The following is a 23,925-nucleotide window of genomic DNA, read 5'->3' on the forward strand; positions in this document are numbered from 1 at the left end:
GGTGAAGAAATGCAGCGGTATTTCATTAATGAACCATTTAATGGGCAAGAATCTGCAGTTATTTCAGGCGAAGATTACCATCATATCACCCGCGTAATGAGAATGAAGCCAGGTGACCGGCTTTATGTGGTATTCGAGGGTGGAGAAGCTGGAATAGGGATGATTGATTCGATTATGAACTCCTCTGTGGAAATCCGGATCACTGGATGGGAAGAAGCAAAATCAAAGGAGCTCCCTGTCGAGGTGACGATTGCGAGCGGGCTGCCAAAAGGGGATAAATGGGAGTGGATCATACAAAAAGGGACCGAACTGGGAGCTTCGCAATTTGTCCCTTTCATTGCTGCCCGCTCCATTGTAAAATGGGAAGAGAAAAAAGCCTCTAAAAAGCTCGATAGATGGAAGAAAATAGCGAAAGAGGCAGCAGAGCAATCACATCGCCAAAAAATCCCGCGAATTTCTGAGCCCCTCTCTTTTAAACAGCTTCTTACTTTAGGAGACAGTTTTGACTATAAGGCTGTAGCTTATGAGGAGGCCGCCAAAAATGGGGAAAAGAGCGGCTTGGCACAAATATTTACATCCGCTGGAAGGGATAATGCCATTTTGCTGGTTTTCGGTCCGGAAGGCGGGTTCGAAGAGGAAGAAACTGAGCAGCTGCAAGCTAATGGTTTTAAATTGGTCGGATTAGGTCCAAGGATTTTAAGAACGGAGACAGCTCCACTGTATGCATTATCCGCTGTTTCCTATCATTTTGAATTAATGAGGTGATATGATGTCTCTCGTGGCATTTCATACATTAGGTTGCAAAGTCAACCATTATGAAACGGAAGCCATTTGGCAACTGTTTAAAAATAATGGATATGAGCGGGTGGAATTTGAAGATACCGCTGATGTTTATGTCATCAATACATGCACGGTCACGAATACCGGGGATAAAAAAAGTCGTCAAGTGATCCGCCGCGCCATTCGTAAGAACCCTGATGCTGTCATTTGCGTGACAGGGTGCTATGCTCAAACATCACCTGCTGAAATCATGGCGATTCCCGGTGTAGATGTCGTTGTTGGAACACAGGACCGAGTGAAAATGCTTGATTACATCGAGCAATACAAAAAAGAACGCCAGCCCATTAACGGGGTAGGCAATATTATGAAAAATCGGGTATATGAGGAATTGGATGTTCCATCATTCACCGACCGTACGCGTGCCTCCCTTAAAATACAGGAAGGGTGCAACAATTTTTGTACTTTCTGCATTATACCATGGGCTAGAGGGCTCATGCGTTCCCGGGATCCACAGGAAGTTATCCGCCAGGCACAGCAGCTTGTGGATGCAGGGTACAAAGAAATCGTGTTGACCGGAATCCATACAGGCGGATACGGGGAAGACATGAAGGATTACAATCTTGCCGCATTGCTTCGCGATTTGGAGGCACAAGTGAAAGGGTTGAAGAGGCTTCGTATTTCTTCCATAGAAGCAAGCCAGCTTACTGACGAGGTCATTGATGTCATTGACAAGTCACAGCTGGTTGTAAGACATTTGCATATTCCGCTTCAATCCGGGTCAAATACTGTCTTGAAGAGAATGCGCCGCAAATATACAATGGAATTTTTCGCCGAGCGCTTGGAATTATTAAAGAAAGCATTGCCTGATTTGGCCATCACCTCCGATGTAATTGTCGGATTTCCAGGTGAGACTGAAGAAGAATTCATGGAGACTTACAACTTTGTAAAAGAACATAAATTCTCAGAGCTGCACGTATTCCCTTACTCTATGAGAACAGGAACACCGGCAGCGAGAATGAAAGATCAGATTGATGAAATTGTAAAGAATGAGCGGGTTCATCGCCTGATCTCTCTTTCAGACCAATTGGCAAAAGAATATGCATCAAAATTTGAGAATGAAGTCCTTGAAGTCATTCCTGAAGAGCCGTTCAATGGCGATCCCGACAAAGGTTTGTATGAAGGGTACACAGACAACTATCTAAAAGTGGTCTTTCCGGCGACCGAAGAAATGGTCGGCAAGCTTGTAAAAGTTAAAATTACAAAAGCGGGATACCCTTATAATGAAGGACAGTTTGTCCGCGTAATGGATGAGGGAGCCCCGGCTACTATGGTAGTATAAACTGAACTGCAGCGATAGGCTGCAGTTTTTTTAAACAATAAAAATGTCAGGGGAGGAACAAAGAAATGCTTCCAAAAAATATTAACCGAATGATTGATCATACTTTATTGAAGGCTAATGCAACGAGAGACCAAATTGAGAAATTATGTGAAGAGGCGAAGGAATATCATTTTGCATCTGTTTGTGTGAATCCAACGTGGGTGGAACATGCTGCCGTCCTATTGAAAGGAACGGATGTTAGGGTTTGCACGGTCATCGGGTTTCCTCTAGGAGCCTCTACACCGGATTCAAAAGCATTTGAAACGAAAGATGTTATTGAAAAAGGTGCACAGGAAGTGGATATGGTCATCAATATCGGGGCATTGAAAAGTGGGGATCTTGAACTTGTAGAAAAGGATATCCAGGGCGTTGCGGCTGCAGCAAAGGGGAAGGCGCTTGTAAAGGTAATCATAGAAACGTGCCTTTTGTCTGATGAAGAGAAAAAGACGGCCTGTGAAATAGCAAAGAGAGCTGGAGCTGATTATGTAAAAACTTCAACAGGCTTTTCAACTGGGGGGGCAGTGGAGCATGATGTAGCGTTAATGCGGGAAACAGTTGGAAATCAAATGGGCGTTAAGGCATCCGGCGGTGTCCGTTCTGGTGAGGACGCTATAAAAATGATCAAAGCCGGAGCGACACGGATAGGGACAAGCTCGGGTGCAAACATCATTAATGGAATATAAGTTACTTTTAAGAGACACTGATTGAATGGCTGAATTGTCATAATTCAAGCCGGTTAAACTAACGACGGCAAGTTTTTTATGTAGATACGGGAGCATTTTTATGAACTGTTGATTACGATGCAATAGCTCGGTATAACTATAACAAACGTCTTTATTTTCCCATTTCCAATTCTTTAGAAATATGATTTATAAGCAGAGTCTTGATTGCAGGCAACAGTTGAACGGACTTATTTTTTTCGGGTTATTGAAAACATCGGGACATATACGGGGCTGAGACTTGGATAGAAATTCTAAACATTAACTGGTAGATTGTTGAGCTTTCCGATGATGCAGCAATCGCGAGTAAAGTGCATGTGTATCGTCTCGTCGCTCCGCACCTTTTACGGTCACTTTCAATAGTGGATTATTGAGCAAATATGATAAGCTGGCTTTTGATAGTTGGGTAAAGCTTTTAAATTTTCTTTTTATGAAGCTTAACTATGAACTGTCCAAACTGGGTGGCAAATGGCAGCACAGCTAATGAGCAAATGATATTGAATATAACACTGGCATGGGCCAGTTGAGTTTCCGGATTTGCAGTCAAAGCGATACTCCAATCAGCCAAGTTTGATATGAACGGCAAAAACACCAGGACTCCGAAGATATTCAGCCACAAGTGGGCATAGGCGGTGAGTCGAGCTTCATTTCCCGCACCAATACCCGCTAGTAGTGCTGTGGAGCAGGTTCCGATATTGGACCCCATCATAATCAGGATTCCGGTTTCCAAGCTGAAAATGCCTGATCCGATAAAACTCATGGCAATGCCGGTAACAACGGTTCCCGACTGGATGACAGCCGTCAACAATGTACCAATAATAAAAGCGGAAAACATGCTCCCTTCCATATGGTTAATCAAATTATGTACATAGTCGATACTTGTTAATGGACTGGATAGCCAACCGAACCCATTCATAGAGGCGAAGATGATGCCGATTCCCATAAAAATAAATCCGGTGCTTCTTACTTTTACGTTTCGAAAAAACAGGCAGAGTGTACCGGCTGATAAAAGTGGAATGATCACGAAAGATAAATCAAAGGACAGAATCTCTAGAGTCACGGTAGTCCCGATATTAGTACCAAGTACAATCCCGATCGTCTGGGGAAATGTCAGGATCCTGGCGGATACAAGACCGACTGTGATGACTGTCACCGCTGAACTGCTTTGAAGGATGACTGTCATGAAGATGCCTGCGATCATGCTTTTTATCGGTGTGTTAGTTACATTACGGAGCCAGCGTTCCATAGCGCTCCCCGATAAATTGAAAAGCCCGATTCTCATCCAGGTCATGCCCAGCAAGAAGCAGCCCGCCAACAATAAAAATAAAAAAATGTAGAGCATGTCCTCACCCCTATTGAATGATATGGCATAAAAACCTCGGACATGCAAGAAAATCCAAATCAAATGATCAATCCGTTGACCTGAAATAAGTGTTATAATATAATTGCTTAGTACATGGATTTTGATCCATTGGCATGTGATCGCTACGTTCGGAGGGAGGGAAAGTTAGATGTCAAAAACAGTAGTTCGCAAAAATGAATCTCTTGAGGATGCTCTTCGCCGTTTTAAGCGTACTGTTTCTAAAACAGGGACTCTACAAGAATTTAGAAAACGCGAGTTTTATGAAAAACCAAGCGTTAGGCGGAAGAAAAAATCTGAAGCCGCAAGAAAACGCAAATACTAAGAGGGTGGACCAATGAATCTTCTTGATCGATTAAACGAAGATATGAAGCAAGCGATGAAAAGCAAAGAAAAAGAAAAGCTCTCTGTCATTCGCATGCTTAAGGCTGCATTGCAAAACGAAGCAATCAAGCAGGGAAACAAGCAATTATCAGAAGATGAAGAGTTGACAGTCCTTTCTCGCGAAGTGAAGCAGCGTAAAGACTCCCTCCATGAATTTGAAAAAGCTGGACGTGAAGATCTCGCCCAGAAAATAAGAGAAGAACTTGAAATTGTCAGTAACTATATGCCGGAACAGCTGTCTGAAAATGAAGTGGAAGAACTTGTTCGTAAAGCAATTGCTGATACAGGAGCATCAACAAAGGCTGATATGGGAAAAGTAATGGGTGCCTTGATGCCGAATGTAAAAGGCAAGGCGGACGGAGCACTCGTCAGCAGGATTGTTCAACGGCATCTGTCATAAACAGGAATTAAAGCCGGAAAGCATATGCTTTCCGGCTTTGCTGTTGGGTGCCTGTGTTACATATATCCTGAAATTCCGCTTCCCGAGATTCCAACTACACGGAGCTTGAGCATTCCTTCAAAAATTCAGGTATAATAATAAGCAGAAACATTGAAACTTTTTCCCTTGCAATTCGTAATGTAAAAGACGGGTTTTATGAAGGGAGGGGATATTGTTTTGAAAAGGATTTTTGCTTCAGTATTTCTCATTTTGGCGGGGCTCATGCTCATTCTTCCCGTTCAGGCAGAAGGTAAAGAAAAGAAAGTATACGTCATCCAGATAAAGGACGACGTTGAAAAAGGCTTGAATGCCTATTTGGATAGGGCGATCAATACTGCAGAGAAAGAAAAAGCCGACCTGATCGTTTTTGATATGAACACTCCGGGAGGTGCAGTGGATGCCGCCCGTGATATTGGAAACAGAATTGCCAATACGGATGTGAAAACTGTTACATTCGTAAATTCATGGGCCATCTCGGCTGGATCGTATATAGCTCTTCATACAGATGAAATCTATATGACGCCTAACGCAGTCATGGGAGCCGCGGCCGTCATTGATCAGCAAGGAAATACCGCAGGTGAAAAAGCTGAAAGCATGTGGCTTGCCGCAATGGAAGCAGCAGCAAAAAGAAGTGGACGTGACCCCGAAATTGCCAAAGCAATGGCCAGCAAGAAAATCGATCTTCCTGACTTGAAGGAAAATGGTAAACTCTTGACACTTGAGGCCGACAAGGCGCTGCAGGTAGGCTATTCCGAGGGGACTGTCAACAATATGGATGAGCTGCTCAAAGGTTTAGGAATGGAGGATGCCGAAGTTCATACAATCAAACCGGCGTTTGCTGAATCTCTTGCAAGATTGATCACCAATCCTGTTGTTGTTCCGATCCTATTGACGATAGCAAGCCTGGGACTCGTGCTTGAACTATATACTCCAGGGTTCGGGCTGCCGGGCGGGATGGGAATTTCCGCATTGCTGCTTTTTTTCTACGGACATTTTGTCGCTGGTTTTGCAGGCTATGAATCCATTCTTTTATTTGTTGTCGGGCTCATCCTGATCGCAGCTGAAATCTTTGTCGCTGGTGGAATATTAGGTATATTGGGGACAGCAGCGGTCATTGGGAGTATGTTGCTTGCGGGAGAGAATGTCATACAAATGGGTATGTCCATTGTCACAGCCCTGATCCTAGCGTTCCTATTAATCATTATTATGTTAAAGGTGTTTGGTAAAAGAGTGAATATATTTAAAAGATTTGTGCTGACAGACTCTACGAATACGGAAAGCGGCTACGTCTCAAATGTAAACAGACTGGAGTTAATCGGGCGTGAAGGAGTAACAGTCACACCGCTAAGGCCATCCGGATCTGTCAAGGTTGATGACGAACGGCTTGATGTCGTTGCAGAAGGCAGCTTTATTGAAAAAGATACGAAAGTGAAAGTGGTAAAAGTGGAGGGGTCACGCATAGTCGTTCGCCCTGTTTGATGAAAAATTGAGGAGGAAAATGAATGCTTGGTGCTGATACACTGTTTTTATTGGTTATCATCGTAATAGCGATTATTGTTGTTTCTGTTTTATTCACCTTTGTTCCGATAGGCCTGTGGATTTCCGCCTTGGCCGCAGGTGTCAAGATTGGAATTTTCACTTTGATTGGTATGAGATTGAGACGGGTTATTCCACGGCGTGTTGTTGAACCGTTGATCAAAGCCCACAAAGCTGGGCTTCCAGTGGCAACAAACCAGTTGGAAAGCCACTATTTGGCTGGAGGTAATGTGGATCGTGTCGTCAATGCGCTGATTGCAGCCCAGCGGGCAAATATCGAATTGACATTTGAACGTGCAGCTGCTATCGATCTTGCAGGACGTGATGTTCTTGAAGCGGTTCAAATGAGTGTAAATCCAAAGGTCATTGAAACACCATTTATTGCAGGTGTGGCTATGGATGGAATTGAGGTTAAGGCAAAAGCAAGGATTACTGTACGTGCCAACATTGATAGGCTTGTCGGGGGAGCAGGAGAAGAAACTGTTATTGCCCGTGTCGGTGAAGGGGTAGTTTCGACAATCGGATCTAGTGACAATCATAAGAAAGTCCTTGAAAATCCTGATATGATTTCCCGTACAGTTTTGTCCAAAGGACTAGATGCAGGAACTGCATTTGAGATTCTTTCAATTGACATAGCCGATGTGGATATCGGCAAAAACATCGGAGCCCAGCTTCAGACAGACCAGGCTGAAGCCGATAAGAAGATTGCACAAGCTAAAGCCGAAGAAAGAAGAGCGATGGCTGTTGCCAACGAACAGGAAATGAAGGCTCGAGTCGAAGAAATGAGAGCGAAAGTTGTAGAGGCAGAGGCGGAAGTACCGCTTGCTATGTCCGAAGCTCTCAAGTCAGGAAATCTGGGGGTAATGGATTATTTGTCCTTCCGCAACATTGATGCAGATACAGATATGCGCGATTCCATCGGTAGAATGACAAAGCCGAAGGATAATAATAAGCCGGAATAAGATTTGTTGCACAATTGAAAGGGGGTAACTCCCTTGGAACAGTTTTTGCCGATTATTGTGATTGCCCTGATCAGTTTCTTTGTAAATAGGGCAAGTGAACAAAAAAAACGGACTACCAACAGGGAAAAGTCCGGCGGCGGTCCGAATCACAGGCCCGTTCAGCCAAGACAGCAGGAAAGGCCGATGCCTTCTCCTACTAAGACAGCTGAACAGGAAAAGCCGGAACCAGATATTACTGAAAAGCCACGGAGCTTAAAAGAGGCTGCAGAAATACTCCTATCCCAGATGCAGCCTCAGATAGAGGAAAAGAAAGCCGTAGTCGAAAACAAAATAGACGAACTGCAAAAAGAGGCTGAAGTTTATAAGAAAAGGGCCCATGATCTTCAAAGGAAAGTGGAAGCCGTCAAAGAGAAAAAGGAGGAAAAAGCGGCAGATCCGCATCTCGAACCTTTTTTTCAACAGAATGATATTATCAAAGGAATCATTATGACTGAAGTCCTTGGGCCTCCAAGATCCAAAAGAAGATATGGTCAGCGATAAAATAGAGTGATGAAACCCCCTTTCAACTCATACATATGAGATGAAAGGGGGTTCTTTTTCATGGCGAAAAAATGGGTACACCGATTTCGCAAGTGGGCGACAGAAAAAATGGAACTGCCGCCCGATGTAATGATGGACCTCCCGCGTGTAACAATCATCGGCCAACTACACATATATATTGAGAACCATAAGGGGCTTCTTGCATTCTCCGACCAGGAGGTACGGCTGCTTCTTAAGCAGGGCCAACTGCTCATAAAGGGGAACTCTTTCGTAATCAAAACTATTCTGCCGGAAGAAATACTTCTGGAAGGCAAAATAAATGAAGTCTTGTACTTGAAAGAATAGGAGTGGCACAAATGAAGAACCGTTGGATCACATTTCTGTCAGGCCGGGTACTGGTTAAGGCAGATGGACAAGGGTTGGAGCTACTGTTGAACAAATTGTCGAGAGACGGAATTGCATTATGGAGAGTGAAGCGGTTTAAGTCGGGTGCCATGCTTTTTTATATTCCACTGCGAGACATACATAAATTGAGGAATGTCGCCCGCCGCTTTGAATGCCGGATTTCCTTCATCCGTGGCGAAGGAGCTCCTTTTCTATGCAAAAGATTGATCAAAAACAGCGGGTTTTTAGGCGGGATGTTATTATTTATTATTTTAATCACAGTGCTTTCCAATATCACGTGGGGAATTGAGATAAAAGGGGCAAACCCTGAAACGGAACATAAAATTAGGAAGGAACTGACAAAATTGGGAGTGAGTATTGGTACCTCCCATTTTTTAAATCAGGATCTCGAAAAGATTCAGCGTGAGTTGACTGAACGTGTTGATAATATTACTTGGATTGGTGTTGAGTTGAAAGGGACAACCTTTCATTTTCAAGTAGTGGAAAAAACAGAACCCAAAAAACAGGAAGCACGTTCACCTTCTGATCTTGTTGCGACAAAAAAGGCGGTTATAGAAAAATTGTTTGTAGAAAAAGGAAAACCGCTCGTTAAAGTAAATCAATTTGTTAACAAGGGGCAGATTCTTGTCTCTGGAACGATAGGCAATGATGAAGAAACGAAAACGATTCCTGCCCGAGGAGAAGTTTGGGGGAAAACATGGTATCAAACACAAGCGGAATACCCGCTTCAGTCAACTTTTAAAGTTTTTAGCGGGGAAGAAAAAAGAAAACATGCTTTACAGTTTGGTTCTTTTTCAGTACCAGTATGGGGATTTGGCAAAAACGGGTTCAAAACCTACGAGGTGGAAACTGTAATTCATCCAGTCCGCTTTCTGGGATGGGAGTTGCCGCTTGCCTATGTTGAGCAAACTGAAAGGGCGACCGAGCAATATGATCGTTCACTTTCAGAAAAGCAGGCACATGAAGCCGCAAGGGAACTGGCAAGAAAAGATTTGATCAAAAATATTCCTGAAGATGCTCGCATAGATGATGAGATTATTTTGCATGATGAAGTGGAGAATGGTAAAGTTAAGCTGACAATCTATTTCCAAGTGATAGAAAATATAGCAAAAGAGAAACCGATCACTCAAGGAGATTAACAAATGGCAGATGAATTCATAACAAACCAAATTCAATTGGACAGCGATGGTGAGGCTCCTGTCTTATTTGGAAATGGCGACAGTAACTTAAAGATGTTGGAAGACGAATTTGGCGTTAAAATCGTGACACGCGGGGAGATACTGAATGTTACAGGCTCACCTGAAGCAGCAGCTTTGACCGAAGCAACGATTAAACAACTGCTTGTTGTCATCAGAAGTGGGATTCGCATCGGACTTAGGGATGCTGTTCATGCTGCCCAGATGGCGAAGCAGGGAAAAATCGAATATTTCTCTGAGTTGTACGATGAAGAGATTACCCGGAATGCAAAAGGCAAAGCTATCCGGGTTAAAACGTTGGGACAGCGCCATTATATAGATGCTGTGCGGAAAAATGACCTTGTCTTCGGTATTGGACCTGCAGGTACGGGAAAAACATATCTTGCCGTCGTTATGGCTGTTGCCGCATTGAAAAGTGGCAAGATCAATAAAATCATATTGACCCGCCCGGCCGTTGAAGCTGGCGAAAGCCTTGGCTTTTTACCGGGAGATTTAAAAGAAAAAGTGGATCCTTATCTGAGGCCTCTTTACGATGCCCTCCATGATGTTTTGGGGGCCGAACATACCCAAAGGCTCATAGAAAGGGAGACAATCGAAATTGCGCCTCTTGCTTATATGAGGGGACGGACACTAGACGATGCATTTGTCATTTTGGATGAAGCCCAAAATACTACCCACGCTCAGATGAAAATGTTTTTGACAAGGCTCGGATTTGGATCCAAGATGGTGATAACGGGTGATTCAACCCAAGTGGACCTTCCGCACGGTGTTAAGTCCGGGCTGGATACAGCAGAAGTCATCTTGCAGGGAGTAAGGGGTATTGCCTTTATTCATTTTGAAGAGGGAGACGTTGTTCGGCATCCTCTTGTAGCGAGGGTCATCAAAGCATATGCACAAAATGAAACAACCCCCGGACGTTAAACTCCGGGGTTTTTTTATAATACGGAAAGAAAAGTTGACAAAGCTTTCAAATTAGATGTGTTTTGTCCAGCCCTTGCCGCCTTCCGCTTTTCTTGATCACAATATAAATTAGGTAGTGTCATTACCCTCCGAAACTGCTATATTTAACATAGGGATCCTTTTTTTCTAGAAAAGGTAGTGGAGGAGAACAATGTATTTTCAAAAATATATAAGGAATATACGGAAGATTCTTAGTTATAAGCTGTTTACGGGTCTTGTCTTTTCTGTACTGGGCCTTTTATTATTTTCCATCCTTTACTCCAACGTCAAGCCTGAAACCTATGACATGGAGTTGTTTTCTGTTGCGGATAAAACGATCCGTTCCCCGAAAACAATAGAAGATGAAGTAAAAACGGCAGAGGAACAGAATAAAGCAGCGGATGAAGTCGAAGATGTATATGTTTATAAAAAAGAAGTGGCCCAAAACAGAATTCTTCTGCTTACCTCCATTTTTGATTTTGTAAATGAAGTGAATCATGAAGAATCCAAAAAAAAGAAAGTTGAGGAAAAAAGTAAAGCTGAAAAAGATAAGCTTGTCTTGTTGAAATCGAAGCTCACAGCCGATGTAACGGAGGACGTTACTGAATCGATTTCTGATCAGACGCTTATACAGTTACTGGAGGCCGATCCTGGTGAATTGGAAAAAGCAAGGAACATATTGATCAGTAATGTAGAAGCGCTCATGAATGGAAAAATCCGCGAGGATCAAGTGAACAAAGTAAGCTCAGCTTTGATAGATAGAATCAGATCGGCGGGTATGGAGAAAGATGTAGAGAAAGCCTCCATTGAACTTGGAGAATACGCTATAATTGCAAACGAAGTGTATGATCCCAGACTTACCGAAGAGAGAAAGCAGCACGCAATGGATGAAGTGGAACCGGTAAAAATATTACAAGGACAGATTGTTGTTCAGGAAGGCCATCTCATTGACAGGGATATTTACCGCCAGCTTGATACACTTGGGCTTTTGAAAAGCAAGCCGACAATCAAACCATTTATTGGACTTGCTATCTTTGTACTGCTCTTAATCGGTGCTTTATATGTTCCTTTTACAAAATTGAATGAGCCTGAAGAAAAGAAGCTGAACTATTTGCTGCTTTTGGGAATTGTCTTTGTGGGAGCTATTATTGTAATGAAAATCATCAGTTTGATGGAGGGGCTGGAACAGTATAACATTGCCTACCTGTTTCCCGCTGCAATGGCTCCCATGTTGATAAGGATCATGATCAATGAGCGTTTTGCTCTTCTCATGTCAATTATTTTGGCTTCTTGTGGAAGTGTTGTTTTCCATGACGGTATTTCGGGAACAATAGATGTTGAAATTGCGTTGTACATATTATTTAGCGGCCTTGCAGGAATCATGTTCCTTTCAGATAAAAGTGAACGTTTCAATTTGTTGCGTGCCGGGCTGCTCGTTTCCATAGTCAACATTCTGCTTATTTTCTTCCTGCAGTTTATCGGAAGCGGCCAAATCACCAACATGGAATATTTGTATTTTATAATTAATGGTGCTGTTTCCGGAATCTTTTCTGCAGTTTTGACCATGGGGATCCTGCCTTTCCTGGAAGCTGGATTCGGTATTTTATCGACGATGAGGCTGATCGAATTGTCCAATCCGAATCATCCTTTGTTAAAGAAGATTCTCATTGAGGCTCCAGGCACCTACCATCATAGCGTAATGGTTGCCAATTTAGCAGAGTCGGCATGCGAAGCCATCGGTGGCAACGGCTTGCTCGCGAGAGTCGGAGCGTATTATCATGATCTTGGCAAGACGAAAAGGCCGCACTTTTTTATTGAAAATCAAATGAATATGGAAAATCCTCATGATAAGCTTGACCCTGCAACAAGTAAAGATATCATTATTGCTCATGCAACTGATGGGGCAGCTGAATTGAAGAAGTATAAAATGCCGAAGGAAATCGTGGACATTGCCGAACAGCACCATGGGACTACGTTATTGAAATTCTTTTATTATAAGGCAGTGGAAATGATAAATGATGTCGAAGAGTCTGAATACAGGTATCCCGGGCCAAAACCGCAGTCCATAGAAGCAGCCGTTATCAGTTTGGCTGATTGCGTGGAAGCGGCGGTTCGTTCTTTGAAACAGCCGACACCCGATACTATCAAGTCACTTGTCGACTCCATCGTTCAGGACCGGCTTCTCGATGGCCAACTGAGTGAATGTGATATTACGTTCAAACAGTTGGAACTTGTTAAGACAACATTTTGTGAAACTTTGAGCGGCATCTTTCATTCGAGAATTGAGTATCCGGGAAATAAGGAACAGAAGGTGATGTAAAATGAATCTGGAAATTGACTTTATTGATGAAACGAATAGTGTGAAAGAAGAGCAGTTAGAGTTGTTGGAGGAACTGTTAAACCATGCGGCGGAAATGGAAAATGTGGAAGGGGAGAGTGAGCTTTCCATCACCTTCGTTACTGATGAATCCATACAGGAATTAAACAGGACGTACAGAGGGAAAGATTCCCCGACTGATGTTATTTCTTTTGCGATGGAAGAAATGGGAGAAGGGGAAACGGCAATAGCCGGCGTCCAAAGCCTTCCCAGGATGTTGGGGGATATCGTCATTTCAATTGATAAGGTGGAAAAGCAGGCAGATGAATATGGACACTCCTATATGCGGGAACTGGGATTTTTAACTGTACATGGCTTTCTACATCTTTTAGGATATGATCATATGACTCCCGAAGATGAAAAACTTATGTTCAAAAAACAAGAGGATATTTTAAAGAGCTATGGCCTTGAAAGGTAGGAATCCATTTTCCTTTGAGCGGCTCTTGAGGTCTTTCACCTACGCCATTCAAGGGTTTTGGTACGCGGTAAAAACAGAAAAAAATTTTCAAATCCATCTAATTGCCGCTCTAGTTGTCAGCGCATGCGGTTTTGCCTTTAAATTAAATAAAGTGGAATGGCTTTTTATATTGTTGTGTATTTTTGGGATGCTTTCCCTTGAACTGTTGAATTCAGCCATTGAAAAGACTGTTGATCTGGTTACAGATGAAATAAGGCCTCTGGCAAAGCAGGCGAAGGACCTTGCAGCGGGGGCCGTTCTGGTTTATGCCGTCATGACTGTTGTAATAGGGCTTCTCATTTTTATACCGAAAATTATGGTGCTGCTCCGATGAAGTAATTCATTGGGCGGTTTTTGTTTTAGAACTGAGAAGGTAGATTTGTACCCAGTTTCTGTGCTTCGCTTTATTTAACTTGCCTCATCGTTGCCATGTTTTCAGGCTGCGACGCATGTGGCTTTTTTCTGATACCAAAGTAAAAGATTCAGTCAATCGCTGCTGAAGGAAGATACTCCTGATTAAATGCTCGTTTTTCGCTGGTCGGGGCTAAACATTTATTATTATTTGAAAGTCTGTTTCCATTCGTATAAAATAATCTCACATCCTTAGAATGAGATGTATTTGCGGCAATTGTCCAAAAATTTATTCGAAAAAAGATAACTTTTTTTATCAAAATGTAGTAAAATTGAAGTAAGACACGAGGAGAATCAATACATGAAGGAACAATTGATTAAAGAAGCAAATAGTGCCAAGGAAAAAGCGTATGTCCCATACTCGAAATTTCCGGTTGGAGCAGCACTGTTAACTAAGAGCGGAACCATTTATCACGGATGCAATATTGAGAATGCTTCCTTCGGGCTGACTAATTGTGCAGAGAGAACTGCAATATTTAAAGCGCTTTCAGAAGGGGAAACAGGTTTTGACATGCTTGCTGTTACGGCAGATTCCGACCGCCCGGTGCCCCCGTGTGGAGCATGCAGACAGGTCATAGCGGAGCACTGTCCAAAAGATATGAAAGTCATCTTGACCAACAGAAAAGGAGATGTGCAGGAGATTTCAGTCGGTGACCTTCTGCCGTTTGCTTTTGCAGCGGAGGATTTACATGAATAAAATAATCACGGGCGAAAGTGAATTCAAATCTGGTTTTATCTCCATCATTGGAAGGCCGAATGTAGGGAAATCAACTTTTTTAAACAGGGTAATTGGACAAAAGATAGCGATTATGAGTGATAAGCCGCAAACGACCAGGAACAAGGTTCAGGGTGTATTGACAACTAACGATGCACAGATGGTGTTCATAGACACCCCTGGTATCCATAAACCGAAACATAAGCTTGGCGACTTTATGATCAAGCTTGCAATCAATACATTCAAAGAAGTCGATCTCATTTTGTTCATGATCAATGCCGAAGAAGGTTATGGGCGCGGTGATGAATTCATCATTGAGCAATTGAAAAATGTTAAAACTCCGGTATTTCTTGTCATCAATAAAATTGATCAGGTACATCCAGATCAATTGATTGTCCTTATTGAACAATATAAGGATATGTATCCATTCAAGGAAGTCATTCCGATATCAGCGCTGGAAGGCAATAATGTGGAACGTCTCATTCAGCAAATCAAAGAGTATTTGCCGGAAGGACCGCAATTTTATCCTTCCGATCAAGTGACTGACCATCCGGAAAGATTCATTGTATCAGAATTGATCCGTGAAAAGGCACTCCATCTTACACGGGAAGAAGTGCCACATTCAATTGCCGTTGTCATCGATCAAATGAAGCAGGAACAAGGCAAGGATCTTATTCATGTGATGGCGACAATCATTGTGGAGCGCGATTCACAAAAAGGGATTGTTATTGGAAAACAAGGAAAAATGTTGAAGGAAATCGGGCAGCGTGCCCGGAGAGACATCGAGAACCTTCTTGGTTCAAAGGTTTTTCTGGAATTATGGGTTAAGGTCCAAAAAGATTGGAGGAACAAGTCTTCTCACCTAAGGGATTTTGGTTTTAGGGAAGACGAATATTAATTTGGTTCGTTTAGCAAATTTTACGTTGAATCTTCCTGGGGCGCGTGGACAAACATATTCATACAACCATCATAATGAAAGGCGGGATTCAAATGTATGAGTTTACTTGGAAAGTTTTTAAGAAGACGGGAAACATCGATATTTACCTGCTTCTGAAGGAACTGGAGAAAGAAGAACACATGATGAATACTCTGCCGATTGCTGATAAGCCCGATGTGATCAATTATCCTGTTTCCTGACCGATACTTTACTTTTTTTTGAAGTCCCGATGCAGTATGATACTGTAAAAGGGGATAGCGACATGTTGGAAAAAATTGAAGGCATTGTAATCAGAACAACAGATTATGGCGAATCAAATAAAATCACAACGATATACAGCAGGGAAGCTGGAAAAATTTCCGCGATGGCAAGAGGGGCCAAAAAAACGAACAGCCGTCTTGCTGCAGTTTCCCAGCTGTTTACATACGGTTATTTTTTATTGCAGACTGGACGCGGTCTTGGCACCCTTCAGCAAGGTGAGATAATTTCTCCATTAAGGGGCTTGAAAGAGGATATTTTTAAAACAGCCTATGCTTCTTACATTGTGGAGATGGTTGACAGAAGCACCCAGGATAACGACCCGAACCCATATTTATTCGAGCTGATGCATCAATCGCTGAATTATATAAGCGAAGATTATGATCCGGATATTATCACTCATATTTTCGAAATGAAAATGCTCCAAGTTCTTGGACTTTATCCGGAAATGAAGAAATGCTCTGTCTGCGGTGCCACTGAAGGAACCTTTGGTTTTTCACTCAAAGAGAACGGGCTTATTTGCCATCGTTGTTTGGAAAGTGATCCGCATTTTTTACCTATGAGTCAAAATGCGATTAAGCTCCTCCGGTTATTTTATTATTTTGACTTTAACCGGCTTGGTACCATTTCAGTCAAGAAGGAGACGAAGCAAGAGTTGAAAAAAGCGATTGACATATATTACGATGAATACTCCGGACTCCATATTAAATCCAAACGTTTTTTGGATCAAATGGATTCATTGAAAGACAAGCTATAGGAAGAGGTTGACATCCGCCTGCATTTCGATTATTTTTATTCATAGTGATATATGTCCTGCTAAGACGGAAAGTAGTAACTGTACGATTCCATTTCAGCGAACCCGGGAAGGTGCAAGCCGGGGATGGTAACTGCAGTGAAGGCAGTCCTGAGCGGGAAACTTAAAGTGGCCGATTTTTACGGCAATTAGGGTGGAACCGCGGGTTAACTCTCGTCCCTATGCTAATTGAGCATAGGGATGGGAGTTTTTTATATTACGGAAAGGGTGATTACATGAATATACAGGAAATGATTTTAACGCTGCAAAAGCATTGGTCGGATTATGGCTGTATTTTAATGCAGGCGTATGACGTAGAAAAAGGAGCAGGGACTATGAGCCCTTACACATTTTTAAGGGCGATCGGCCCAGAGCCATGGAATGTGGCGTATGTGGAGCCGTCAAGGCGTCCTGCGGACGGACGGTATGGAGAAAATCCGAACAGACTTTACCAGCACCATCAATTTCAGGTGATCATGAAACCTTCACCAGAAAATATCCAAGAGATGTATTTGGATTCGTTAAAAAAGCTAGGGATTGATCCTCTTGAACATGATATCCGGTTTGTGGAAGATAACTGGGAAAACCCTTCTTTAGGATGTGCCGGGCTCGGTTGGGAAGTGTGGCTGGACGGAATGGAAATCACACAGTTTACGTATTTCCAGCAGGTGGGCGGATTGGAGTGCAAACCGGTATCGGTTGAGTTGACATATGGAATTGAACGCCTTGCCTCCTATATTCAGGAAAAAGACAATGTATTTGATTTGGAATGGACCAATGGATTTACAATCAGGGATATTTTCTATCAGCCCGAATATGAACATTCCAAGTATGCTTTTGAGACTTCTGATCGGGATTTATTATTCAATTTATTCAGCATGTATGAAAAGGAAGCGGAAAGACAAATGGAACTTGGGCTTGTCCACCCGGCTTATGATTATATTTTAAAATGTTCCCATGTCTTCAATCTGTTAGATGCAAAAGGAGCGATTTCCGTAACGGAAAGGACCGCCTATATTTCCAGGATGAGAAACATGGCCCGACATGTGGCAAAGACTTTTTATGAAGAAAGGGAAAAATTAGGGTTTCCGATTTTGCAGGGCAAAAAGGAGGAGTGCAGCCATGAATAAACGTGATTTATTGCTAGAAATCGGTTTGGAAGAAATGCCTGCCAGGTTTATACGCAGATCAATTCTGCAGCTGGAAGAAAAGGTAAAAAACTGGTTGGATGACAACGGAATTGAACATGAAGATCTGTTTACTTTCTCCTCGCCAAGAAGACTGGCTGTCCTTGTGAAAAATGTCGCAGAATCCCAGCGGGATACTGAAGAGGAAGCAAAGGGACCTGCGAAAAAAATTGTCCGGGATGAAAAAGGCGACTGGTCAAAGGCGGCTTTGGGTTTTAGCCGCTCTCAGGGAATGACGCCGGATGACATATATTTCAAGGAGATAAATGGGGTTGAATATGCCCATATCAAGCGTTTTATAAAAGGGAAAATGACAATTGAACTGCTTCCTCAGCTTAAAAAACTAGTGGAAGGTATGCATTTTCCAAACAGCATGAGATGGGGAAGCTATCAGCTTCGTTACGTCCGTCCAATCAGGTGGCTGGTTGCCTTATTTGGCAATGAAGTGGTCGAATTCAATATTGCAGGAGTTTCGGCAGGAAAAATGACGAAAGGACATCGCTTTTTGGGAGCGGATATTTCGATTAATCATCCTAAAGAATATGAAGAGGCACTTCAATCCCAATTTGTCATTGCCAATGATGAAACCAGAAAACAGATGATTGTATCGCAGATTGCTGGTCTTGAGAAGGAAAATGGCTGGGTGATCCCAATAGAGGAAGGTTTGCTGGAAGAAGTAACAAATCTTGTGGAATATCCGACCGCTTTTTATGGAAAGTTTGACGAGAAATTTTTAGACCTTCCAGATGAAGTGCTCATCACTTCAATGAAAACACATCAACGCTACTTTCCTGTGAAAGATACAACTGGGAACCTGCTTCCATATTTTGTTTCAGTTAGAAATGGCAGGGATGTCCATATCGATACTGTGGCAAAAGGGAATGAAAAAGTATTGCGAGCTAGATTGGCGGATGCCCAATTCTTTTATGAGGAAGATCAAAAGCTTGAGATCGCAGATGCTTTGAAAAAACTCGAATCCATTATCTACCACGAAAAAATTGGCACATTGTCCCAAAAAGTGAATAGAGTTCGGAGAATCACGAACGATTTAAGCGGGCTACTTGGGCTGACAGATAGTGAAAAACAATTGGCCGATCGTGCCGCTGCCATTTGTAAATTCGACCTTGTGACAAATATGGTGGATGAATTTCCGGAGCTGCAAGGGACAATGGGTGAAAAATATGCCCTGCAAAAGGGAGAAAATGAAGATGTCGCAAGGGCTGTAAACGAGCATTATAAACCGCGTCATGCCCAAGATGACATTCCTGCATCTCTCACCGGTGCGATAGTTGGAGTCGCCGATAAAATGGATACGATTGTAACATCTTTTGCCATTGGCCTGATCCCAACCGGTTCACATGATCCATATGCTTTACGCCGAAATGCAACGGGTGTTGTCAATATATTGAAGGGCATGAATTGGAATATCTCTCTGGAAAAGCTAATCCATCGTGTGATCGAAGTTACAGAAGAGGATGTAAACATAGAAAATGATGAATTGAAGGAGAGTCTCCTGCAGTTTTTCAAACTTCGGATCAAACATCTTCTTCAGGAACTAAATATCCGCTTTGACATTATTGAGGCTGTGACCGGAGGAGAACTCAATAGCATCTCTGACATCATTGACCGAGCCGGTACACTGAATAAACATACGAATGATGCAGATTTCAAAGAGACTATTGAATCATTGGCTCGTGTGATGAACATTGCCCAGAAAGCGGAAGACGATAGCGAAGTGAACCCTGCTTTATTTGAAAACAACGAAGAAAAACAACTATATCGGGAATATAAAAATATCATCGATACTTTCAGCACTGAAATCCATTCTGAGAGCCGTTTTATAGCACTTAAAAACTTGTCACCAGTTATTTCTGCCTATTTTGATCAAACAATGGTCATGGCGGAAGACGACAAGATTAGAAAAAATCGACTTGCGCAGATGCAAAAACTCTCTGATGTGATTGGAAGCTTTGCTATAATGAATGAAATTCAAGTGAAATAACTATACAAACATCTGAATCTAGTGCAAAAACAACCTTAAATTGTGTACCTTTTTATGGATGAGATTCTCTTTAGTGGCTAAATAGTATATACTAATTCTAATAAGTATGTCTCATTTCATGTCCATAGGTGGTGAGCACGATCGAACTCAGCAAAAGACAGGATAGAATATTGGAAATCGTAAAGGAAAACGGCCCGATCACGGGTGAGCATATTGCAGAAAAGCTGAACTTGACTCGCGCCACTCTGCGTCCGGATCTGGCCATTTTGACTATGGCCGGATATTTGGATGCAAGGCCCAGAGTGGGGTATTTTTATACCGGAAAAACTGGGACACAATTGTTGACTGAAAGTATGAAGAAACTGACAGTCAAAGATTATCAGTCGATCCCTGTAGTCATTAATGAAAATGTTTCTGTTTATGATGCTATTGTCACAATTTTCCTGGAGGATGTAGGGACCGTTTTTGTAACGGACGATGAGCATCACCTGGCAGGGGTATTATCCCGGAAAGACTTGTTAAGGGCAAGTCTGGGTAAGCAGGAGTTATCAACTTTGCCGGTTAACATAATCATGACAAGGATGCCTAATATAACGATGTGTGAAAAGGACGATTTGTTGGTTGATGTTGCCAAAAAGTTGATTGAAACACAGATTGATGCAGTTCCCGTGGTAAAAAAGACAGATACTGGGTACGAAGTAATAGGCAGGCTTACGAAAACGAATATAACTAAAGCGTTTGTGGCGCTTGCAGAACAAGAAGGTTAGTTGACATGACGGGAGATGATAAAATCATGACGGAACCGGTGATATATGTAGTATCAGACTCCGTGGGCGAAACTGCCGAACTTGTAACAAAAGCGGCATTGAGCCAATTTTCCGGGCCTAATGCTGTCATTAAACGTATTCCTTATGTTGAGGAGCCTGAGAATATCGATGAAGTCATTTCTTTAGCAAAGATGAATAATGGAATCATTGTCTTTACATTAGTCAAACCGGAAATAAGGGTTTACTTGGTTGATAAAGCCCGGAAATCCAACGTACATGCCATTGATATTCTAGGACCGTTAATGACTACATTTGAGGAAAGGTTTGACAAGAAACCGCTAAATGAGCCGGGTCTCGTACGCAAGTTGGATGCAGATTACTTCAAAAGAGTGGAAGCCATTGAATTTGCTGTGAAATATGATGACGGTAGAGACCCAAGAGGCTTGCTAAGAGCAGACATTGTATTGGTGGGGGTTTCCAGGACTTCCAAAACACCGCTATCGCAATATCTCGCCCATAAGAGATATAAAGTAGCAAATGTTCCAGTCGTACCTGAAGTGGATCCGCCGGAGGAATTATTCAAGATCGATCCTGATAAATGCGTAGGTTTAAAAATCAGTGCAGAAAAGCTCTATGAAATTCGCAGGGAAAGATTGCTGACTTTAGGGCTCGATGATAATGCCATATATGCGAACATTGAAAGGATCCGCCGTGAAATCGAATATTTTGACAGGATCACTGAAAAAATTGGATGCAAAATTATTGATGTAACAAATAAAGCTGTTGAAGAAACAGCTAATATCATCATTAATTTTAAATTAAATAGTAATTGAGCGCTTAAACAGCGCTCTTTTTAGTGAATTATTTTTTCAGTTCCCGACACTGGGCAAATTCGGCAAAATACGCTATAATAAAATATTGTGTTTATGAAAATTAAAAGGGTTAGAGTGCTAAGTAAAGGAATACAATATTTATTGTGATTATATTTAACCCTTTCATCCAATTTTTAAAAAAGGGATTAAAAATAAGAAGGAATCTGCGGAGGGATGCAGAATAAATAATTATGCCCAAAAAAAAAAGGGTGATATTTGTCGATGCGGATGCCTGTCCTGTAAAAGGTGAAATTTCTAAAATTGCATCAGGATTGAATTTAGAGGTACTTTTTATCGCCTCTTACAGTCACAAACCTTCGAGATCTAAAGAAGGTGAAAATTGGATTTTCGTTGATCCGGACAGGGAAGCCTGCGACCTTTATATCCTCAATCATGTTAAGCAGGGAGATATCCTGGTTACACAAGATATAGGACTCGCAAGCATCGCGCTACAAAAAGGTGTTTATGTGTTTTCACCCAGGGGAACGGAATACAGGGAAGAAACAATAGATACAGCTCTTGATTTCCGGTACTTGGCTGCAAAAGACCGTGAGCGGGGAAAATTTTGGAAGGGGCCCAAGCCATTTAAAGATGAAGACCGAAATAGATTTCTGACTGTTTTCGATAATTTTTGTCGAAAAATGGTAATTGGTGAAAATTGAAATAAAAAGTATAGATGAGGATGTTTACAAATGGCTGCAAGAATCCCAGAGGAAAAGATAAGCGAACTCAGGCAGTCTGTGGACATTGTTGATATTATCAGTGAATATGTCCAATTAAAAAAGCAGGGCAGAAATTATTTTGGACTATGCCCATTCCACAACGAAAATACTCCTTCATTTTCCGTGGCACCGGAAAAACAGATTTTCCATTGTTTTGGCTGCGGAGCAGGTGGAAATGTATTTAATTTTTTAATGGATGCTGAAGGCGTCACTTTCCAGGAAGCAGCCGCCATTATCGCTGATAAAGGGGGCATTCCTCTTCAAATCGAGCAGCCTGATAGCCAGCGGGATGACGGCTATCCTTCAGAGCACCAAATAATGATTGACGCCCATGAACTATTGGGTAAACTATACCATCATTTATTGCTGAATACAAAAGAAGGCGCAGGTGCGTTGGATTATCTTCTTTCGCGCGGATTTTCACCCGAGGGTATTAGAAAGTTCAAAATTGGCTATTCTTTGCCTGAATGGGATATGGCCGTAAAGTATTTAACCAAGCGCGGTTTTAAGGAAGAAGAGCTTGAAAATGCAGGATTGATCATAAAAAAAGAAAATGATGACGGCTTTTTCGATCGGTTTCGCAACAGGATTATGTTTCCTTTGTTTGATACCAAAGGTAGGACCATCGCTTTTTCAGCACGGGCTCTTGAAAGTGATGACTCCCCAAAATATTTGAATACCCCGGAAACGGCCATTTTTAATAAAAGCTCACTTCTATACAATTATCATGAAGCGCGGAGTGAAATTAGAAGGCAGGGGTATGCGGTCCTGTTCGAAGGCTTCGCCGATGTTATATCCGCCGATCAGGCCAATGTCAAAAATGGCGTCGCAGTGATGGGGACATCACTGACCAATGAACATATTCAGTTGCTGCGGAGGCTGACAGATACAATCATCCTATGTTTTGATTCGGATCAGGCAGGCATTGAGGCCTCTAACCGTGCCGGCTCAATGCTTGTTGAGAAAGGATTGGAAGTTAAAGCGGCTTTGCTTCCAAAGGGAATGGATCCCGATGACTATATCCGAAAACACGGGACTGAAAAATTCCGTACGGATGTAATAGGGAATTCATTGGCATGGACGGCTTTTAAACTTCATTATTACAGGTTCGGAAAAAACTTGAAAAATGAAGGAGAAAAGCTGAAGTATATAGAAGAAGTCATGAATGAATTGAGCAAGCTGGATAATCCCATTGAAAGAGATTTGTATATCCGGCAGATAGCCGAGGAATTTTCACTTTCTTTGGAAGTGCTTGAGGATCAACAAAAAAAGCTGGTTCAGGCGGAGGGGAAAAAGCAACAGCAACAGAAACAAGCTGGCAGTTTTACCCAGCTCCCTCAAAAGAGGCAAAAAGTCATGCCGGCCCACATAACAGCGGAGAGGCTGCTGCTGGCCAGGATGATTCGTGACGAGGAAGCTACCTATCGAATAATGACCATGCTTGAAGATCAGACATTTTACTATGATGAACACCAAGCTATTATCACCTATTTATTAGGTTATTACGCTGCGGGGAACCCTCCGGATCCATTACTTTTTCTGGATCATCTTCCAGATAAAAAGTTGCGGGCAATCGTCACTGAAATCGAAATGATGTCGGTAGACAGCGAAGATAATGAGCAGGAATTAAAAGATTGCGTCAATTATGTGTTGAATCATGCAAAGATGTTAATGATAAAAGAAAAACAATCAGAACAAAGAGAGGCGGAGCGAAGCAATAATGTCCAAAAGGCATTAGAAATTGCACAGGAAATCATTTCTCTCCGCAAATCATTAAGTATATAACCGG

At 42.2% G+C, this 23,925-nt stretch carries 25 protein-coding genes; 24 read left to right on the plus strand and 1 reads right to left on the minus strand.

Translation table 11 applies throughout. From position 1 onward, the window contains the following. Positions 1-9: 9 nt before the first annotated feature. From C509_RS0105315 to deoC, 3 genes are all read left to right on the plus strand, one after another. Positions 10-765: a 16S rRNA (uracil(1498)-N(3))-methyltransferase gene (locus C509_RS0105315; protein ID WP_018705880.1), complete on the plus strand. Its 756-nt coding sequence runs from the start codon at positions 10-12 to the stop codon at positions 763-765. Between the two features lie 4 nt (positions 766-769). Then, entirely contained in the window at positions 770-2,119 is a 1,350-nt protein-coding gene (gene mtaB, locus C509_RS0105320; RefSeq protein ID WP_018705881.1) for a tRNA (N(6)-L-threonylcarbamoyladenosine(37)-C(2))-methylthiotransferase MtaB, read from the plus strand. A gap of 65 nt (positions 2,120-2,184) precedes the next feature. After that, a complete protein-coding gene (deoC, locus tag C509_RS0105325) occupies positions 2,185-2,841 on the plus strand; it encodes a deoxyribose-phosphate aldolase (RefSeq protein ID WP_018705882.1) in 657 nt (218 codons plus the stop codon). A gap of 451 nt (positions 2,842-3,292) precedes the next feature. On the opposite strand, the gene C509_RS0105330 is transcribed toward deoC, so the two are convergent. After that, positions 3,293-4,219, minus strand: a complete 927-nt coding sequence (locus C509_RS0105330) for a Na/Pi symporter (RefSeq protein WP_018705883.1) — start codon at positions 4,217-4,219, stop codon at positions 3,293-3,295. 169 nt (positions 4,220-4,388) lie between these two features. Here C509_RS0105330 and rpsU point away from each other — a divergent pair, with 169 nt between their 5' ends. The 21 genes from rpsU to dnaG all read left to right on the plus strand — a co-directional run bounded on the left by rpsU (position 4,389) and on the right by dnaG (position 23,921). Further along, entirely contained in the window at positions 4,389-4,562 is a 174-nt protein-coding gene (gene rpsU / locus C509_RS25410) for a 30S ribosomal protein S21 (protein WP_083934531.1), read from the plus strand. Positions 4,563-4,574: 12 nt separating this feature from the next. After that, on the plus strand, positions 4,575-5,021 hold the full coding sequence (locus C509_RS0105340; RefSeq protein ID WP_018705885.1) for a GatB/YqeY domain-containing protein: 447 nt from the start codon (positions 4,575-4,577) through the stop codon (positions 5,019-5,021). 216 nt (positions 5,022-5,237) lie between these two features. Further along, a complete protein-coding gene (locus C509_RS0105345) occupies positions 5,238-6,539 on the plus strand; it encodes an NfeD family protein (RefSeq protein WP_018705886.1) in 1,302 nt (433 codons plus the stop codon). A 23-nt stretch (positions 6,540-6,562) separates the two neighbouring features. Further along, the gene (floA, locus tag C509_RS0105350; protein WP_018705887.1) at positions 6,563-7,558 is read left to right on the plus strand and encodes a flotillin-like protein FloA; all 996 of its coding nucleotides are present in this window, start codon (positions 6,563-6,565) and stop codon (positions 7,556-7,558) included. Between the two features lie 33 nt (positions 7,559-7,591). After that, the gene (locus tag C509_RS0105355) at positions 7,592-8,098 is read left to right on the plus strand and encodes a hypothetical protein (protein ID WP_018705888.1); all 507 of its coding nucleotides are present in this window, start codon (positions 7,592-7,594) and stop codon (positions 8,096-8,098) included. A 60-nt stretch (positions 8,099-8,158) separates the two neighbouring features. Beyond that, complete coding sequence (yqfC, locus tag C509_RS0105360) at positions 8,159-8,443, plus strand: sporulation protein YqfC (protein WP_018705889.1); 285 nt, start codon at positions 8,159-8,161, stop codon at positions 8,441-8,443. Positions 8,444-8,454: 11 nt separating this feature from the next. Further along, positions 8,455-9,642 carry a sporulation protein YqfD gene (gene yqfD / locus C509_RS0105365; RefSeq protein WP_018705890.1) on the plus strand — a complete coding sequence of 396 codons (1,188 nt, stop codon included), beginning with the start codon at positions 8,455-8,457 and terminating at the stop codon, positions 9,640-9,642. Between the two features lie 3 nt (positions 9,643-9,645). Beyond that, positions 9,646-10,620 carry a PhoH family protein gene (locus C509_RS0105370; protein WP_018705891.1) on the plus strand — a complete coding sequence of 325 codons (975 nt, stop codon included), beginning with the start codon at positions 9,646-9,648 and terminating at the stop codon, positions 10,618-10,620. A 190-nt stretch (positions 10,621-10,810) separates the two neighbouring features. Next, on the plus strand, positions 10,811-12,958 hold the full coding sequence (locus tag C509_RS0105375) for an HD family phosphohydrolase (RefSeq protein WP_018705892.1): 2,148 nt from the start codon (positions 10,811-10,813) through the stop codon (positions 12,956-12,958). A 1-nt stretch (position 12,959) separates the two neighbouring features. Next, entirely contained in the window at positions 12,960-13,433 is a 474-nt protein-coding gene (ybeY, locus tag C509_RS0105380) for an rRNA maturation RNase YbeY (protein ID WP_018705893.1), read from the plus strand. Then, positions 13,417-13,806, plus strand: coding sequence for a diacylglycerol kinase family protein (locus C509_RS0105385; RefSeq protein WP_018705894.1), 390 nt, complete (start codon positions 13,417-13,419; stop codon positions 13,804-13,806). The genes ybeY and C509_RS0105385 overlap by 17 nt, the downstream gene beginning before the upstream one ends. Positions 13,807-14,154: 348 nt before the next feature. After that, complete coding sequence (locus C509_RS0105390) at positions 14,155-14,580, plus strand: cytidine deaminase (protein ID WP_281168055.1); 426 nt, start codon at positions 14,155-14,157, stop codon at positions 14,578-14,580. Then, positions 14,573-15,496, plus strand: coding sequence for a GTPase Era (gene era / locus C509_RS0105395; protein ID WP_018705896.1), 924 nt, complete (start codon positions 14,573-14,575; stop codon positions 15,494-15,496). The genes C509_RS0105390 and era overlap by 8 nt, the downstream gene beginning before the upstream one ends. Before the next feature lie 92 nt (positions 15,497-15,588). Then, a complete protein-coding gene (locus C509_RS25415) occupies positions 15,589-15,735 on the plus strand; it encodes a YqzL family protein (RefSeq protein ID WP_018705897.1) in 147 nt (48 codons plus the stop codon). Positions 15,736-15,797: 62 nt separating this feature from the next. After that, a complete protein-coding gene (gene recO / locus C509_RS0105405; protein ID WP_018705898.1) occupies positions 15,798-16,550 on the plus strand; it encodes a DNA repair protein RecO in 753 nt (250 codons plus the stop codon). A 272-nt stretch (positions 16,551-16,822) separates the two neighbouring features. Then, positions 16,823-17,716, plus strand: a complete 894-nt coding sequence (gene glyQ, locus C509_RS0105410; RefSeq protein WP_026319696.1) for a glycine--tRNA ligase subunit alpha — start codon at positions 16,823-16,825, stop codon at positions 17,714-17,716. After that, entirely contained in the window at positions 17,709-19,775 is a 2,067-nt protein-coding gene (gene glyS, locus C509_RS0105415; RefSeq protein WP_018705900.1) for a glycine--tRNA ligase subunit beta, read from the plus strand. The genes glyQ and glyS overlap by 8 nt, the downstream gene beginning before the upstream one ends. Before the next feature lie 128 nt (positions 19,776-19,903). Next, entirely contained in the window at positions 19,904-20,542 is a 639-nt protein-coding gene (gene ccpN / locus C509_RS0105420) for a transcriptional regulator CcpN (protein WP_033369746.1), read from the plus strand. A 5-nt stretch (positions 20,543-20,547) separates the two neighbouring features. Then, the gene (locus C509_RS0105425; RefSeq protein ID WP_018705902.1) at positions 20,548-21,375 is read left to right on the plus strand and encodes a pyruvate, water dikinase regulatory protein; all 828 of its coding nucleotides are present in this window, start codon (positions 20,548-20,550) and stop codon (positions 21,373-21,375) included. Positions 21,376-21,605: 230 nt separating this feature from the next. Beyond that, positions 21,606-22,076, plus strand: a complete 471-nt coding sequence (locus tag C509_RS0105430) for a YaiI/YqxD family protein (RefSeq protein WP_018705903.1) — start codon at positions 21,606-21,608, stop codon at positions 22,074-22,076. Positions 22,077-22,106: 30 nt separating this feature from the next. Then, the gene (dnaG, locus tag C509_RS0105435) at positions 22,107-23,921 is read left to right on the plus strand and encodes a DNA primase (protein WP_018705904.1); all 1,815 of its coding nucleotides are present in this window, start codon (positions 22,107-22,109) and stop codon (positions 23,919-23,921) included. Positions 23,922-23,925 lie beyond the last annotated feature (4 nt).

Source organism: Siminovitchia fordii DSM 16014 = CIP 108821, from assembly GCF_000374565.1.
Classification (GTDB): domain Bacteria; phylum Bacillota; class Bacilli; order Bacillales; family Bacillaceae_C; genus Siminovitchia; species Siminovitchia fordii.